Annotated in this window: 15 protein-coding genes and 2 pseudogenes; 12 read left to right on the top strand and 5 right to left on the bottom strand. The window is 41.8% G+C overall.

Going from position 1 to position 16,634, the window contains the following annotated elements; genetic code table 11:
• Positions 1 to 105: 105 nt before the first annotated feature.
• Together ABH09_RS00585 and ABH09_RS00580 are read left to right on the top strand one after the other, a co-directional pair.
• The gene (locus ABH09_RS00585) at positions 106 to 3,603 is read left to right on the top strand and encodes a UvrD-helicase domain-containing protein (RefSeq protein ID WP_253714803.1); all 3,498 of its coding nucleotides are present in this window, start codon (positions 106 to 108) and stop codon (positions 3,601 to 3,603) included.
• Positions 3,604 to 3,816: 213 nt separating this feature from the next.
• The gene (locus ABH09_RS00580) at positions 3,817 to 4,632 is read left to right on the top strand and encodes an Rpn family recombination-promoting nuclease/putative transposase (protein WP_253714802.1); all 816 of its coding nucleotides are present in this window, start codon (positions 3,817 to 3,819) and stop codon (positions 4,630 to 4,632) included.
• Positions 4,633 to 4,788: 156 nt separating this feature from the next.
• Here the strand turns inward: ABH09_RS00580 and ABH09_RS00575 are convergent, their stop codons facing one another.
• The 5 genes from ABH09_RS00575 to ABH09_RS00555 form a co-directional block, all read right to left on the bottom strand.
• Complete coding sequence (locus ABH09_RS00575; RefSeq protein WP_253714801.1) at positions 4,789 to 6,273, bottom strand: hypothetical protein; 1,485 nt, start codon at positions 6,271 to 6,273, stop codon at positions 4,789 to 4,791.
• Between the two features lie 135 nt (positions 6,274 to 6,408).
• Positions 6,409 to 6,948: a flavin reductase gene (locus ABH09_RS00570; RefSeq protein WP_253714800.1), complete on the bottom strand. Its 540-nt coding sequence runs from the start codon at positions 6,946 to 6,948 to the stop codon at positions 6,409 to 6,411.
• 29 nt (positions 6,949 to 6,977) lie between these two features.
• The gene (locus tag ABH09_RS00565; protein WP_253714799.1) at positions 6,978 to 7,877 is read right to left on the bottom strand and encodes a DUF368 domain-containing protein; all 900 of its coding nucleotides are present in this window, start codon (positions 7,875 to 7,877) and stop codon (positions 6,978 to 6,980) included.
• Positions 7,878 to 7,927: 50 nt separating this feature from the next.
• Entirely contained in the window at positions 7,928 to 8,890 is a 963-nt protein-coding gene (locus tag ABH09_RS00560) for a GGDEF domain-containing protein (RefSeq protein WP_253714798.1), read from the bottom strand.
• The gene (locus ABH09_RS00555) at positions 8,890 to 9,954 is read right to left on the bottom strand and encodes a GGDEF domain-containing protein (protein WP_253714797.1); all 1,065 of its coding nucleotides are present in this window, start codon (positions 9,952 to 9,954) and stop codon (positions 8,890 to 8,892) included. The genes ABH09_RS00560 and ABH09_RS00555 overlap by 1 nt, the downstream gene beginning before the upstream one ends.
• Before the next feature lie 169 nt (positions 9,955 to 10,123).
• Here ABH09_RS00555 and ABH09_RS00550 point away from each other — a divergent pair, with 169 nt between their 5' ends.
• From ABH09_RS00550 to ABH09_RS00510, 10 genes and pseudogenes are all read left to right on the top strand, one after another.
• The gene (locus ABH09_RS00550; protein ID WP_253714796.1) at positions 10,124 to 11,737 is read left to right on the top strand and encodes a Na+/H+ antiporter NhaC family protein; all 1,614 of its coding nucleotides are present in this window, start codon (positions 10,124 to 10,126) and stop codon (positions 11,735 to 11,737) included.
• Between the two features lie 125 nt (positions 11,738 to 11,862).
• Positions 11,863 to 11,958, top strand: a pseudogene (locus tag ABH09_RS12950) (hypothetical protein); the annotation flags it as partial.
• A pseudogene (locus tag ABH09_RS00545) lies at positions 11,930 to 12,193 on the top strand (tyrosine-type recombinase/integrase); the annotation flags it as partial. The pseudogenes ABH09_RS12950 and ABH09_RS00545, both read left to right, overlap by 29 nt.
• Before the next feature lie 195 nt (positions 12,194 to 12,388).
• Positions 12,389 to 13,372 carry a DUF4062 domain-containing protein gene (locus tag ABH09_RS00540; RefSeq protein WP_253714795.1) on the top strand — a complete coding sequence of 328 codons (984 nt, stop codon included), beginning with the start codon at positions 12,389 to 12,391 and terminating at the stop codon, positions 13,370 to 13,372.
• Between the two features lie 95 nt (positions 13,373 to 13,467).
• Entirely contained in the window at positions 13,468 to 14,259 is a 792-nt protein-coding gene (locus ABH09_RS00535; protein ID WP_253714794.1) for a hypothetical protein, read from the top strand.
• Between the two features lie 204 nt (positions 14,260 to 14,463).
• Positions 14,464 to 14,889, top strand: coding sequence for a hypothetical protein (locus tag ABH09_RS00530; RefSeq protein ID WP_253714793.1), 426 nt, complete (start codon positions 14,464 to 14,466; stop codon positions 14,887 to 14,889).
• 39 nt (positions 14,890 to 14,928) lie between these two features.
• Entirely contained in the window at positions 14,929 to 15,111 is a 183-nt protein-coding gene (locus ABH09_RS00525; protein WP_002672316.1) for a type II toxin-antitoxin system HicA family toxin, read from the top strand.
• Between the two features lie 21 nt (positions 15,112 to 15,132).
• On the top strand, positions 15,133 to 15,537 hold the full coding sequence (locus tag ABH09_RS00520; RefSeq protein WP_253714792.1) for a type II toxin-antitoxin system HicB family antitoxin: 405 nt from the start codon (positions 15,133 to 15,135) through the stop codon (positions 15,535 to 15,537).
• 150 nt (positions 15,538 to 15,687) lie between these two features.
• Entirely contained in the window at positions 15,688 to 15,951 is a 264-nt protein-coding gene (locus ABH09_RS00515) for a type II toxin-antitoxin system Phd/YefM family antitoxin (protein WP_253714791.1), read from the top strand.
• A 3-nt stretch (positions 15,952 to 15,954) separates the two neighbouring features.
• Positions 15,955 to 16,560, top strand: coding sequence for a DUF5680 domain-containing protein (locus tag ABH09_RS00510; RefSeq protein WP_253715797.1), 606 nt, complete (start codon positions 15,955 to 15,957; stop codon positions 16,558 to 16,560).
• The last annotated feature ends 74 nt before the right edge of the window (positions 16,561 to 16,634 follow it).

The raw sequence follows: 16,634 nt of genomic DNA, 5'->3' as shown, positions 1-16,634 counted from the left end.
AAACATAACATTTTGCCATTAACAGTATACAATGAGGTACATTTTTAATGATATAAAAACAAAAAAAATTCAGCAAAAGGACACCTAAGTACGTGAGCAGAAAATATGATAGATATTTGTAAAGATTTAAACGAACATCAAAAACTGGCGGTAAAAACGGATGAAAATGCCGTTGTGGCGGCGGGAGCCGGTTCGGGCAAGACGAAGGTGCTGGCAAGCCGCTATGTATACCTGATTACCGAAAAAAATTATCAGGTTGAACATATCCTTGCCCTCACCTTTACGGACAAGGCGGCGGCGGAAATGCACCGGCGTATTTATCGGGAGCTGCAAAAGATGTATGCGGGAACCGATGATGCAGTACAGCGGAACCGCGCCGGCGCTGCCTTGAATTCTTTTTTTAAGGCGCAAATTATGACTATCGATGCATTCTGTCATAAGATTGCCGTAACTGCATGCCGACGCTTCGGTATCAGTCCCGATTTCACTATCGATCTTACCGAATCGAAACAGCTCGCCTATAACCTTTCGCTGGATTTTTTCCTTGAGCACCGCGCGGACACAAACCTGCAATATCTACTCGGTGATAAACCGATTACCGATTTTATCAACGACTTCTTTGTCAAAATATTAAACGATTACGTTACGGTCTCCCGCCCGATTGATTTTTCTGAGGCCTTGCAGAATCAGCTTGCCGCTGCCGAACCATTATTTACCGGCTATCGCAAACAAGCCGAACGCATTCTCGAAGATATTGCCGCTCATCTTGAAGGAACCGATAACTACATCAGCGCAGTAAAAGAAGCATACGTGCAACTCCCCGAATTCCCGTTTATACTGACCGATCCGCAGCTACCGTTTTTTCTTGAACGGCTGAAAGCGATTTGCAGCGTTAAAAAAACGATGGGTTCAAAAAAGGATGAGGACGTAAAAGCGTGCAAGGCGCTCTGCGGTGAACTGAGCGAAAGCTCCGGCCGCTTGCAAAGTCTGTATCATTTTTATGCACACAAAGAACAGATGCAAAAGATATACGCGCTTTGCAGTATTTTGCAGGAACGGTTCATTGCCGAAAAAAAGCGGAGAAGCATACTGCATTTCGGCGACATTGCGCAGCTTGCCGTTGACGCGCTCATCACCGATCCCGACTTGCGGCTCTTTTATAAAAAACAAACCCATCGGATTATGATCGATGAGTTTCAGGATAATAACAGCCTTCAGCGCGACCTTTTGTTCCTGCTTGCGGAAAAAGAAGCACGTACCGACCAATCGATACCGAAGCCGGATGAGCTGGTGCCGGATAAACTCTTCTTTGTCGGGGACGAAAAACAATCGATCTATGCGTTTCGAGGCGCCGATGTTTCGGTGTTCCGCACACTGTCGCAGGACTTACGGCAAGGCGGCAGCTCCGCTTCGATTAACCTGCAAACAAATTACCGCACTGAACCGGAATTGCTCAACTTTTTTAACAGCGTATTTATGCGGGTCTTTTATTCGGAAACCAATCAGCCCCTTATCGGCACCGTGCCTGCATTTGAAGCGGAATTTATCCCCATCCTCAGCAGGGAGGCGGTTCCCCATTTAGCGCCTCAGACGGATATTTTATTTATCGACAAAAAACGCTTTCCGAAAGGAGCCGACACCGATAGCGCCTTCCTCAAACCGATTGAATGCGAGGCGTATACGCTTGCGCAAAAAATAGCCGCGCTCCATGACGAACACTACCTTGTATACGATGACGCTTCACAGTCTACCCGTCCCTGTACATGGTCGGATTTTGCCGTGCTGCTGCGCGCGTCGACGCATCAAGCAGTCTACGAGCGGTTTTTCCGTGCATTTAAAATCCCGTACATTTCCGTACAGCAAAAAGGATTGTTCCACGACGCGCCGCTCAACGATATCTGCGCCTTGCTCCGCTTAGCGGTGTATCCGCATGACAGAGCCGTGTATGCGCAAGTACTCCGCTCGCCGTTTGTCCGCCTCAGCGACCGCTCTTTTACCCGATTGATGCTGCATAGCCTTGAGCATACCACCCAACCTTTTACTCCCTCCGCTGCCGAAGAACTGGATGCGGAAGACCGGCAGTATTTCTTAAATGCCTGCACTCTTTTTGAGCGGCTCCAAGGCTCTATCAAAAAAAAGAGTAATGCCGAATTGATTACCGCACTATGGTATGACGAAGGGTACCGGTACATATTGCTTACGGAGCCGCGCTACCACCGCTATCTGGAACTATATGATTACCTGTTTGCGCTTGCGGTAAAAGCGGATGCCGCGGGGCAGAGTCTTTCGGCTTTTATCGACACGCTGATTTCGTATATTCACGCGGAAGAGCGGGTTGAAGATATGGAAATTCCGCTCGAACACGGCGGCGACGCGGTTAAAATTATGACGGTACATAAGAGCAAGGGCTTGGAGTTCCCGATTGTCTGTATTCCCGACTGCGGCAATGCGGGAAAGTCTGAAAAAAAGGAAGGCATGGTCTTTTTGCACAAGGATTTAGGGCCGGTTATCCATTTACCGCTGGAAACAAAAAACGATCCTTCTGCCAATATCTTTTTTGAGGAACTGCGGAAGGAAGCGAATGCCAAACACCTCGCCGAAACAAAGAGGCTTCTCTACGTCGCCGTTACGCGGGCTAAGGTTCGGCTGCTGATGAGCGGTGTGCAGGAAACTGACCGCGATATTGAGGAACTACCGGAATCGCCCCGCGCTTTGGAGGAAATCCGCCAACAGCTTGTACAACCTCAGAAGGAAGAAAATAACCGAAGTTTTTTTCAGCTCTTACTACCGGCGCTATCCGGCGATATCGGCTGCGTGCATTTTACGGAAGTGTTACCGCTCCCCGCCTCGGCAGTACAGCACACCACGGAAGACCGGCAGCGCTTTAATCTTGATGAAACCCGTGCCCTATACTGGCAGGCTGCGGAAAAAAACTTCCCGCTTGCGGAACCGCGCGTCATACCGGCAACTCAATTTGAAAAAGACCGGCAGTGGCTTCATTTAAGCGAAGCACCGCTTGCAATGTTTCCAAACCAGGAATTACAAGATATGGAACATTCACAAACGATGGCTCAATCTAAAACTATGAAACATACCGAATTAAATGAACATATCGAGCAGGGCGACAATACCAGTGAAAAGGACGACGATGAGCTTTCCTCCACCGAGTTCGGAACCTTGGTGCACAAGGCGATGGAAGCCCGCTTTTTAGACCGCCCGTGTACACTGCCTGCAAAGTACGCCCGGGAAGTGGAAAAATTGTGCACCGCTTTTCTTTCTTCTCCGCTGGGGCAAAAAGCGTCAGAAGCCTCATTCAGAAAGACCGAATACGGCTTTTTAACCCTCTACGAAGGAAAGCTCGTCATAGGGCAAATCGATTTGCTTTTTGAATACGAAGATACCGCGTATATTATCGATTATAAAACCGACCAAAAAATCTATCCTGAACAACATCGAAGGCAGCTTTTAATCTACAAAGCTGCCGTAGAAAATTTTTATAAAATGGAAGGGTTCGGTCAAGACCCCGGCGGACAACAGTCACCCAAATCGGTTAAAGCCTACATTTTCTATCTCCGCAGCAAAACTGCCGTTGAGGTGGTGTAAGGAGCGATCGGTGTTCGTGTTCTTTGTAACTACATTATTTTTCCCTTGCATTTTTTTGTATACACCCCTTATAATAATGCTATGCTGAGTCACCACATAGCATTACCACAGTGCAAACGATCTCTTTTCACTCATTTTATTTCAGGATAGAACAGCTTGCAGCCATCTGTCTTTTTGTTATAATAAAAGTGAGATGACAGGAGCAAATGTACTATGGAAAAAGAATTTGACGAGTTAACCATAGCTGATGATTATATGTTCTACCGTGTAATGGAAGATACTGAAATCTGTAAAATGCTTTTAAACCGAGTTTTACAGGGTAAGGTAGAGACAATAACCGAAATAGAATTGCAAAAAACGATTGATGATGCCGGACGGGCAAAAGGTGTACGATTTGACGTATGGGCAAAGGATTATAAAGGGAATATTTACGATATCGAGATGCAGGCTATCGATAAGAAAGACCTTGCAAAACGTATAAGGTACTATCAAGCAGCAATTGATGTCAGTCTATTGGGAAAAAGTAAACCGTATGAAAGTCTGCCTGATACGTTTATACTCTTCTTCTGTACGTTTGACTATCTTGAGAAAGCCTTGCCTGTTTATACCTTTAAGACGATGTGTAGTGAGGATAGCCGGATAGAGCTGTGCGATGGAATAACGAAGATCATTATAAACAGTAAAGCGGCGAAGCATGAGAAGAATGAAAAGCTGAAAGTATTTTTAGAGTACATGAATGGAAAAGTCAGCGATGACGACTTTATCCAAAGGTTGGAGCAGCGAATAAAAGATGTAAAAGCAAATGAAGAGTTAAGGAGGGAGTATATGTTGGTAAATACTATTGAGCGAGATGCACGGAATGACGGATGGAAAGCAGGTATTGCGCAAGGTAAATCGTTAGGGCTTGCAGAAGGTTCTCAGCAAAAAGCCCTTGAAATGGCAAAAACAATGCTTACCATGGGCTATCCACTGGCCGACATTTGCAAAATTGCAGGATTATCTCAAGCAGAGGTGGCAGCGCTAAAATAATTTGTAATACTCTCTCTCATGGGTATTATTGGCTGAATACCTATCCATTCCCCATAATTTTCTCCCCTTGTTTTTCTCCATTTTTATCCCTATAATTATTCCTATGTCCGGCTGTAGAACGCTATGAACCATACTTTTGAGACACCTCCGACGCCATTAGAACTTGCCACCGCCAAGCTTAAAGCTGAGGTTATAGCCGATGGAACCTTTACTGTGCGATGCAGGGCTCAGCGGATAAGAGAATATCGGGCCGGTACTCATCTGCACAAACTTAAATATCTTCCAGTTTAGGCTGAGTGTTGTAAGCCCTTCAAGCTCGCTGATTGCGAATTGCTGGAACAAATTTGCCGTCAAATCTTCCGTACCGATCTTGTTCTGAGATACGGTAAACGCGATGTAGTGCTGACCTCGATTTCCCATTGCGGCGATATTCTCGTATTTTTTGAGCGAAGGATCGGTAAAATTTTGGCTTTTCAGTGCAGCTACCGCAGTGTCCGTAATATTGTCGGCGGCCTTTGTGTTTGCATAACCGAAGCCGTTATAGTAATATTGGAATGCAAGCATGGTATGCGAGTCTGCATTTGAATACGAGCCGCCGAGCGTCGCTTGGAAAAACGGCTTGTTTTTTACCGTATACGGCGTCAGCGTGGTATCATTTTTATAATAGGTATAATCGCTGCCCCATGCAAACACTCCTTCCGCAAAAACGGCAACCTTTCCCGCGATACTGCCGGAGAGGGTTGTAATAAACCGCGGCGCCTTTTCATAGCGATACCAACCGCCGACACCCAACTCCCAGTCGCCGAACACAAACTCTGCCTTTGCAGCTCCCGCCGTATACTGCGGCTTAAACGTTTCCGTGTCGGGCAGCAAATACAACCATATATTGTACTGCGTCTTAGGAATAACAATATGCGTTCGCAGCGAAACGGGACCTTCCCGGTCTTCGGTCGGTTTTTGAGGGTCTATCCGCGAAATATTGATAACATCAGCAGGGCTGTAAAAATAGCCGGTTCCCCACTTAACCGTATGTTTTCCGAACCGGAAAAACGCAATATCCTTTGTCGAAAAATCGGTATACATCTCCCAAATTTTAAAATTCGGAGAACCGTTTACGCTCACAGGCGCTGCTAATCCGTTGGGGAACAATCCTTGTAATGCAGGCGGTAGCTGCTCTTTTCCGATTGACGCGGCTCCATTCAAGTTTTTTTCAAACGGAAATTCAAAAAGGAACTTGCCGTACAGTTTTAAGTCCTGTACCGGTCGCGCATCAAAAAAGAGATTTGCACCGATTGTCGGCCGCAGCTGTGCCACCTCAGGATTTAAAAATGCTTTTTTTGCATCGTTCTTTTTTGTGTACGGATCAGCCCATACATATTTAAGACCTAATTCAGCGTTTAACGAGCCGCCGATACGCAATTTATTGCTTTCAAGTGCGAGTGTTGCGGTTTTAAGATCGCCCGTTAGGGAAACACCGTCTTTTTGAGTTTCGGCGTTTGCCTGCTCCGGTGTTACGAGCGCTTCAGTATCACCACCGAACAGCTCATCTTCAAGACTGCCTGTTTCAGTTCCAGCCGCTTCCTGTGCGAATACGGCACTCACAAGCATCATCATAAAAAACAACGCAATTATTTTTTTCATATATACCTCTTATACACTTCTTAAAATCAACGGGCATCTCTAAAAACTTGGTAGTTTTTAAAGATGCCCTGTTATCAATTAGAACCGCAAAGCGGCGGTTCCGTTACATACAAGAAAACAGCTTTCGGCAGTGTTCTATTTACGGCGAAGGTAGGCATCACGGATTTCGCAGAAATAGACGTAGTGAAAATCTTTCTTGGGATAACAGTCGATAATGACCTGCGGGTCTAAAAACAAGTCCATATCGAACTGACTTCGATAGAGTTTCCGGCATGATACGGTGAGTATGGCTTCCTCAAATCCGATAACGGTATTATCGTGGAATACCGGTGTAAGCCCTGCACTGGCAGCTTTATCTTCATCCCTGCCCGACACGGTACCGCAAATTTTAAGGGCTTCGCACATTTTTTCATCGGCAGTATCCAAAAAGGACACGCTCAAGTAATCTTCTTCTTCGGCAAATACCGCGGTATGCCGCTGCGGTCTAATAAACAAAGCAGCCATCGGACGGTTCCATAAATGTCCCATCAATGCCCACGATGCGGTCATAGTATTCCATTCGCCGCGCTCCGTTCCGTGTCCGGCACTAACCAACACACCGTGCTCCGCTAATGCAGAAAAAGGCTTGATTACCTTGTTTACTAATTCAGGTGTTACTTGTAAAGATTCAAACATACATTCCTCCCACTCAAAAAGATATACGATTATTGTTCATCGGTGACATCTTCCTTCCGTTCCGTTGCTTCCCCTCTTTTAGAAAAGAATGAGACGGTTACATAACCGATAAGAAATACTGTTCCGGAAATAACCCGCATCGTAAAAGGCTGGCAGCTGGTACTCGAATAGAGATAGAGTATCGAACCCGCAACCAAACCGAGAATAAAAGCATACATCGGCGCAGGAAAGCGTTCTAACAATACGGCAATCAGCCGCGCTCCGAATACCAGCCCTGCTCCAACGCCAAGCGCAATAGGTATAAGCAATAGCATATTAAAGTCTGCGACTGCTTGCAGTACTGTCGGATACACGCCGAGAATCAACAACACAAACGAGCCGGAAATACCCGGAATCAACATCGCAACCGCAGCCAAAGCTCCCATTACCGCTAATTTTGCTGCAAACATCGGTGAAAAGGCGGTAACAACGGCAGCAGCCTGTATACCGCGGCGCTGTAAGAAAAACATTCCCAGCATCAACGCAAAACCGGCAGCCCCGCAGCATAGCGTTCCATACAACCATCCGGATGTCAGAGAGCCATTCTCTGCAACTGCCGCAGCAGGAATACCGGCACGGGTTTTTCGGAACAAAAACGGGATGCTCCCCGCCACAATCCCGATAAAAAAGGCACTGGTCTGCGCCGGATACGCGCGGTATAGCAGCGTAATTACCTTTGCAAACAGCACAATTCCCGCACCGATTCCCAAGGCGAGGCAAAGAATATCCTGCCAGGCCTCCTTTATCCGTTTAAAATTAAGCGAACTCAATATGATTAGTTTATCGTAGACATTGCAAATCACCGCAATCGTACCGCCGGAAACTCCGGGTACAACATTGGCAATGCCGATGAATACTCCGATGCAGAAAAGTTTTAGTAGTGAAATCATACCGTATAAACCTTATGTTTTTTCATATTGATACGAAAGCAGTACTGTATTTATCCGGCCGTGCACACACGGTTCCGTCCCTGCTCTTTGGCGCGGTACAAGGCTTCATCGGAGTGCTTGAGTATATCCGGAACATTATCGTTATGGGTACAAGGAACTAAGCCGATTGAACAGGAAACAGCCAGCTCAGGATGTTCGTTAAATCTGATAGCGTTTACTCCCTCACAAACATTTCGGCAGAGCGTTTCGGCTCGTTCAAAATTTCCTCCGACAATAAAACAGAACTCGTCGCCGCCGTACCGGATCAGCGTATCCTGATGGTCAAAGGTTTTCTTAAACACATCGGTAATTGCAAGTAAAATGTTGTCGCAGAACACACTTCCGTAGGTCTTATTCAAGGTGCCGAAACGGTCAACATCCACCATTGCAAAACTGGCGCCGGTGGTTTCAGTGTTCCGGCGGATAAGGTTTCCGATATTGTCATCCAAATAACGGCGGTTAAAGAGGCCGGTAAAGGGATCGGTGATGGCGCGCTTTTTAGCTTCGTCGCCCCACTGAATAACTTGCGTTAAAAAGCTGTTTGTCCGCAAGAGGCGAGAAACCGTACTCGACAGCATTTGTTGTAGGATGGAAACGGCAATAACAGGATCGTTGATGATAATCTGCGAAAAATCCCGCGCTTTAAGCATAAAGCAGGAGGTGTTTTCCACCGCCGTACACGAAGCTGAACGGGCAGTTTGTTCAAGCAGGGACATTTCACCGAAAAAATCGCCGGAATGCAGTCTGCCTAGTTCGATATTTTCTTCTCCCGATTTTACCGAAATCGATATACATCCTTGAACAATAATAAAAAGCTCCGACCCTATTTCACCTTCATACACGAGGGTCTGCCCCGCTTCAACCTCACAATAAAAAAGGGAGGAAAGAACCACTGCCATTTGATTGGGTGTCAATCGTGAAAAAAGAGAAGTTTTTCGCAAAACTTCAAGCCACCGCTGTTTTACTTCGAGCATTATATATCCTCCGGAAATAAAATCATCGAACCGCCGCGTTGTCTACCTACCAATGGTATGCCGGAACATCGTGTTACAACATCGGTATAAATTTTCCCGTGCTGGGGGAAGAGGACAATGCCGAGACTCATACTTAAAAAGATTTTTTCTCCGTTAAAAAGATGAGAAAGATCTAATGTTTCCAACTCATGTTTGATTTTTTCTGCGAATGTTCGCGCAGATTCCTTATCGGCATACAGATGAGTGAGAACTGCGAATTCGTTTCCTTCGTAGCGCGCCAAAATAGTGTTTTCCGAAAAGGCTTTTTTTAGATGACCGGCAATAAAGATAAGTGCGGTATCACCTGCTTCATGACCGAAGCTGTCGTTGATCTGCTTAAAGTTATCCGGTTTCATCATAATGAGTGCAAAAGGTTCCTTGCAAAATTCTGCAAAAGATTCCTCTAAATAGGTACGGTTGAATAGACCTGAAAGCTTGTCGCTATATACCTGATTTCGCAGCTCGCGTACAACCGGTGAATTCTCTTTGATGAGCAGATTTGCGGCTCTGGTACGTTGGGATGTGAAAATCAACAATGATTGAAAAAGATGTGCAAGTATTCGCGGTTTATCGTGGAAGAGGGTTTCAAGCGGAACCCCATCTTTGGGAAATTCTAAGATACGGGCTTGTTTACGTGCTATGGCATATGCATCGTGCGGTTTACCGGTCAGCAAGGCAATTTCGCCGAATAATTCCCCTGCAACAAATTCAGCCAATGCAGTCTTTTTGTCGGGGGAGAGGACTTCGGCACTGCCGTTCAATAGCAGATACACCTTGGAGCCGTTTTCTTCGGGCGTAAAGATTATACTGCCGTCCTCAAACTCGTTTGCCTGACAGTGCATCATAATTTCATCCAGTTCGCTGTCTGTCCAGCCGGAAAAGAAAGATGTTTTTTGCAAAAACTTTTTTGCTTGAACAGCAAAATCCGCTGATAATGGTATTTCTTGCATACCCTGTACTATATCACAAAATGAACTGGTAGTCATTAAAAGGGGAACACTTTTTTGGGCTAAATGCATTTTCATATATCTCATTTGGAATACATGATAAGCGTTTTTATATTACCAAAGACTCGCCGCTCCACAGCCTTCAAAAATCCGTATCACACACTACTGCACAGATGTAGAATATATGCTACAATATGTTCTTCTTTCATTTATACGACACCCTGATAAAAAGGAGTTTCTAATATTTATGGATCATTTTGGACTATGGGGGATCATACCTCCGGTTTTAACCATCGCACTTGCTTTCATTACAAAAGATGTTATCGTTTCGCTCTTTTTGGGGATTTTATCCGGTTGTATGATCGTTGCCGGCGGGAATCCTGCAGCGGCGCTTATGAAACTAACGGATTTACTCGCCGGTTCTTTAGCGGATAGTTGGAATATCCGCATTTTTCTCTTCTGCGGATTGCTCGGCGCATTGGTCGGTATGTTATCAAAAACAGGAGCGGCGCAGGCGTTTGGTTTGTGGATGTCTAAAAAACTAAAGAGCGGAACGGCTTCTCAGTTTGCAACGTTTATATTCGGTTTAATCGTTTTTATAGATGACTATTTCAACTCTTTAACCGTTGGAACCGTTATGAGGCCGATAAATGATCAGCATAAGGTGCCGCGTGCAAAACTTGCCTATATTTTGGATTCCACCGCGGCCCCCGTATGTATTTTAGCGCCTGTTTCCAGCTGGGTCGTTACCGTTATGTCCATCGTGAGAAATTCCGAAGGGTTCAGCAAACTGGGTATCAGTGATTTTGAATTTTTTATCCGCGCTATTCCGTACAACCTCTATGCGTTGACAACAATCTTGATGATTCTTGTCATCATCTTTTTTAAATCCGATTTCGGTCCAATGAAAAGATCCGAAAACTTAGCAAAAACAACCGGACGCCTCTGGAACGAAGAAGTCTACGGTGTTATTTCCGGCGATATCCCCGAGGAGCAGACAACCCGTGCAAAACCAATCGATATGCTACTGCCCATTTTGCTTCTTATCGTTTTCGCCATTGCCTTTTTCCCTGCCGTTTCGTGGATTAATGCCGTAAACGGCACTACAATTACTACCATATCGCAAGCGGCCGCATCGATGAGTATCCGTGAGGCTTTCATCAATACCGATTCATCCTATGCGCTTTTTTACGCCATTATCTTTACTTTAGTCGTTACGTATATTTACTATCTTGCGCGTCGCCTTATGAATCTGAAAGAAGCAAGCGAAGCTGTCCGCGACGGTATAAAATCTATGGTTCCCGCCCTTATTATCTTAACGATGGCGTGGTCAATCGGAACGGTTATACGCTCATCTCCTGCAGACGGCGGTTTGGGACTGGGGCGTTATCTTTCTGAGCTGGTCGTGAGCAGTTCCTTCCCGTTATGGATACTCCCTGCTATCGTTTTTGCGCTATCAGCAGTTATTGCATTTGCAACCGGTACGAGCTGGGGTACGTTCGGTATTATGATTCCGATTATTATGCCGATTGCCGTCGGGCTAACGGAAAACGCCGGATTAGCGCAAAACGCTGCGTTTAATGCCATATTTATCTGTATTTCGGCCGTTCTCGGCGGAGCCGTATTCGGCGACCATGCATCCCCGATTTCAGACACAACGATTTTATCTTCTACCGGAGCAGCCTGCCCGCATTTGGAGCATGTTGCAACACAAATGCCTTATGCACTTTTTGTTGCAGCTTGTTCGTTAGTAGGTTTTATCACCGGTGGAATTTTTATGAATATCCTTTCCGCATGGATCGCTGTTTTAGTGGTATTTACCGGTGGCATGATTCTTTTACCGAAGATAACGAAGGGGTAAAGCGGCTTCTATTACTATTGTCCTATTACAAAAAGCCGCTTCTAAGGAGTAATTGCATCTTTAGAATCACTGGTAAATGAAGTCGTACTGCAAAACACTACAGCAAACGTACGCGGGAAGCATACAGCTATTGGATAAGCCGTTTTATCCGTGAACATAAGGATAAAAATCTTAAAACGCGTTTTGCCTGTTTCGGGCGAGCAAGGGCGGCACCATATTGATCCTTCGGTTATTCAACGCACTTTGCACGAAGCTGTTTTACGGTCGGGTATTCCAAAACCAATCGGCTGTCACACGTTCCGCCACTCATTTGCAACGCATCTACTGGAATCCGGTTACGATATCCGCACCATCCAAGAACTTCTCGGTCACAGCGATGTTTCAACCACTATGGTTTACACCCACGTCCTCAACCGCGGCGGTCTCGGCGTTCAAAGCCCTATCGACCGAATGTGATTCGTTTTAGCTTGTTTAGTGAAGATAGGCCTAATCTACCTGTTGATGATGTGTTATGGCGGGTGTTATGGTAGAAAGATGTTATTGGTTTAGTCCGCGATAGTTTAGATTGCAAATAGGGCGTTCGTATGATATTATGAGGAAGGGGCGAAAAGATGTTATACGCACAGCCCTCTGGGCTGGAAGGATATATAAATGAAAAAGAAATTACAAATATTTGTATCATCGACTTATATTGATTTAAAAGATGAAAGACAAGCTGCAGTCGAAGCAATTTTAAAATCTGGAAATATTCCTGCAGGAATGGAATTATTTACTGCGGGAAATGATTCGCAACTTACTACAATAAAACGATGGATAGATGATTCTGACATTTACTTTTTAATTTTAGGAGGGCGTTACGGTTCTATAGAATCAAAAAGTCAAAAAAGTTATACAGAACTTGAATATGATTATGCTAAATCAATTAATAAACCGACTTTTGCGGTTGTAATTACACCCGAACATCTTGAGCAAAAAGTGAAAGAAAATGGAAGTTCTTTTATAGAAAAAGATAATAATGATAAATTAAAAGCTTTCAAAGGTAAAGTTTTGAATAATATTTCTTCATTTTATAATTCTACTAATGATATAAAACTTACTATACATGAAACACTTGCAGATTTTAAGGAGAGATATGAATTTACAGGTTGGATTCCTGGTGATAATGAAACGAAAACATCAAAACTTTTCGAGGAAAATTTAAGATTAAAGGAAAAAATAATACAATTAGAGCAGTCAAGTAATTATAATGATTTATGTTTTAAAGTTCCAGATTTAGCAGCAATGACAGAGTTTTATCATTTTTCTTGTTTATATTATGTTGTTGGAGATCGTAATCCTAAAAATATAGAAATGAGTTTTACTTGGAATGATTTATTTTCATCAATTGCTCCATATGTTTTAGATAATCCAGAGGAAGGAATTGCAAAGAATGCATTATTAAGATTATGCAGAAGTAAAATTAGTAATGAGGAAACAATTGACAATATTTCGATTGGAAACGATATACTTCAAACAATAAAAATTCAATTTATGGCAAATGGACTTATAGATTCTTCTGGTTATTCTTGGGATTTAACAGATAAAGGAAGAAGTGGTCTGATTATGTTAAAAGCAATAAGAAAAAAGAACGTATAACACAGTTTTCAAAGCCGACAAACGGGACTGAGCCCGTTTGCGGTTTAAAACAATGTTATGTGGACTGCCCCCTGGGCAGCAATTCGGAAAGGGACATGATAAACAAAAGAATATGTGTTTTATGTATATTACTACTTTTATTGCAAAATATCTTTGCTCATGATAAACAAGAGATGGAGATTTTAATTTTGCTGGAAAATAATTCTAATAGCACTCTACAACTGTATAAAGGATTGATTCCGAAATCGCATGATGATTCAGCAATTTTAAATAAAGACCTGTATAATGCTTTAATATCGATGGATAGAAAAATTAAAAAGGCGAGATATATTTTTATAAATAATGTTGAAAAAGCTTGTGTTATAGATGGTGAATATAAAGTTGAGTATTTACTGACAGGGAAAAAATATGAAATTCAAAATAACTATTGGATGTATGAATCTAAGTCTGGAAAATTCTATAGATGTGATGTTTTAAATGAATTGCGAATTATATATGATTGTTATAATTATTCAAATTTTTATAGTAAATATTATTCACAGGACACATTGAATATTGCTGATTGTAAAAATATAAATTTTATAAAATGGCTTTTTACTCATGAAACGGATATTCAAATTAAAGATAAATCTATTGAGATTATTGAAAAACAATATCCAAAGGGAATTCCAATTAAGATTGAACAATTACCTTATTACTATACAATAAAAATTTCAAATGAAGAATATAATCAATATAAAAAAGATTATAAGAAAAGTTCTAATTGGAAAATATTCAATAATGGTGAAATATCATTTCGTCTTATAACAAAGTTTGAGTTATGTTGTGTTATAAAAGAAAATGAACTAATTTTTGGATTTGGAAATCTGGATATCATTCATCCATAAAATGAATATCACATAACACCCGCTTCAACCTGACATTTGTTTTGTCACGAAAGTTGCTTGGGCGGTAATTGCTAGCGCAATTACCTTTTTTATGCAATTTTCGCGCTAACTTTGCCTTACGCTTTGCGTCGGCAAAGCCGCAAATGCAGGTTAAGCGGCAGTTAGATGGATTGACGGCAATGCCGTCAACATTGGTGCTGAGGTATGAGAAAATCAATATTTGAAACTATAATTCGTAGCAACATAAAAAATATTTGGAAAATAATAACTGATAATGAACATTATTCGTGGCGGAGTGATATTTTAGAAATAAAAATTATTGAGCCTCATCATAAATTTATAGAAGTATCAAAAAATGGCATACAAACAGTTTTTACAATAACAGCGATAAAACCATACAGTTTATACGAATTTAATATGGAAAATAAATATTTTAGAGGACATTGGATTGGTCATTTTCATGAACTTTCAGAAAAAGAAACAAAAATATTGTTCACAGAAATCTTGAATATAAAAAATCCTATTATGGAAATACTTTCATATATATGTATGAATTTAAAGACTATGCAGAAAAAATATATTGCGGATTTGATTAAAGAATTGGAAAAACAAAAAGTATCAAGTACTTGATATTATACGCATAATGCGTATAATATGATTGGATATAAAATGACAGTAAAAGAGATAGAAAAAATACTAAAGGCGGATGGTTGGTATTTTGTAACAGCAAAAGGTTCTCATAATCAATATAAACATACTGTAAAATCCGGAAAAGTTACGGTACCAAATCATAAAGGCGATATACCAATAGGGACGGTGAAAGCGATTTTAAAACAGGCAGGATTGAAATAAAGGGAATGGAGGGGGTATAAAATGAAATTAGCATATCCGGCAATTATAACATATTGCGAAGAAGATAATAGTTATAGCGTAGAATTTCCCGACTTAAAAGGTTGTGTTTCGGGTGGCTTTTCTCTCATAGAAGCGATAGAGATGGGAATAGATGCAGCATCAGGGTGGATATTAACAGAAATCGAGGAAGGAAATGCTGTTCCAAAAGCAAGTGAGCTTACAAAAATAAAACTGTCTGATAATAAAAGTTTTATAAATATGCTTATTTTAGATATGGATTCGTATAGTGAAAAATATTCAAGTAAATGTATAAGAAAAAATATAACACTTCCTAAATGGGTGAATACACTTGCAGAAAAAAATAATGTGAATTTTTCGCAATTATTACAAAATACGATAGTAGAAAAATATGCAGGTGCTATGTAAAATCATCTAACACCCGCTTCAACCTGACATTGCGGACAAGCCACAAATGCAAGTTAAGCGGATGTTAGAACGACATATTGCTGACGTTTTTCTACAAATCCTTAGATATTATGATAAAATTATGATATTATCCTGATAATGGAGGTTCGTATGATGCAAATTAGACCTGTTTCAGATCTGCGTAATAAATTTTCAGAAATAGAAAATATAGTTTTAGCAAACAGAAGTCCTGTATTCCTTACAAAAAATGGTTATGGCTCTATGGTTGTGATGAGTCTTGATTTGTACGAAAGCCTTACACATACTATTGAAAGCCAACTTAATGAAGCGGATACTCAAGCGGCATCAACAAATGCTCGTCTTTCGCATGAAGAAGTTTTTGCTCATATCCGTTCCCAAATAAAGATAAGCTGATTGATGGGCGAATATACTTTACGCTACCTTCCTCTAGCCGAACAGGATTTGAGCGAAATTATGAATTGTATTCAGAATAATTTGGAAAATCCGATTGCGGCAGAAAATACTCTTTCAAAAAGAGACTTTGATTTAAAAATAGCGACTTTACACCGATTGAGGAATAAAATGGACAAGAAACTAATTGAGTTTTTGATAAAAGCTAAACGGAAAACGTATGCAGGAAAAGGATCTGAAACGGCTTCTTCAAGAGAAAAATCACATGACTTAGTATATCGTGAAAATAATTTTATGTATTATGACACCTATCTTGGCGTGGAAAAATTTGCTGGAGAAGAAGCTCTTTGGATTGCAGACAATCCGTATTGGAGCATGAATTATATTGGACGTGTGACCGGAGAAAATTTTAATGTAGATTTTTTGAAGGAAGCATTATTGAATGTTCCTTTTGAAAAACCGTTTAGAGGTCCGGAAAAATATGCAGACGGTAGTTATGAGTATAAATGTTCTATAAATGGGAATTTTGATTGGTTTCAAGGGAAAGAAATAATAAGGTTCTGCGGAAAAGAAGTTTATGAATGTTATTTTCATGGCGGGTTGATAAAGTAGAAGCGTTCTAACATCCGCTTCAACCTGACATTGCGGCACCATTTGACAAAAACTCAAATCTTTTAGGTACTTTC

Source organism: Treponema sp. OMZ 803 (assembly GCF_024181165.1).
In the GTDB taxonomy this organism is placed as follows: Bacteria; Spirochaetota; Spirochaetia; order Treponematales; family Treponemataceae; genus Treponema.
Note: the sequence above shows the minus strand (reverse complement) of the source record. Positions and strands in the feature narration are given on the sequence as shown.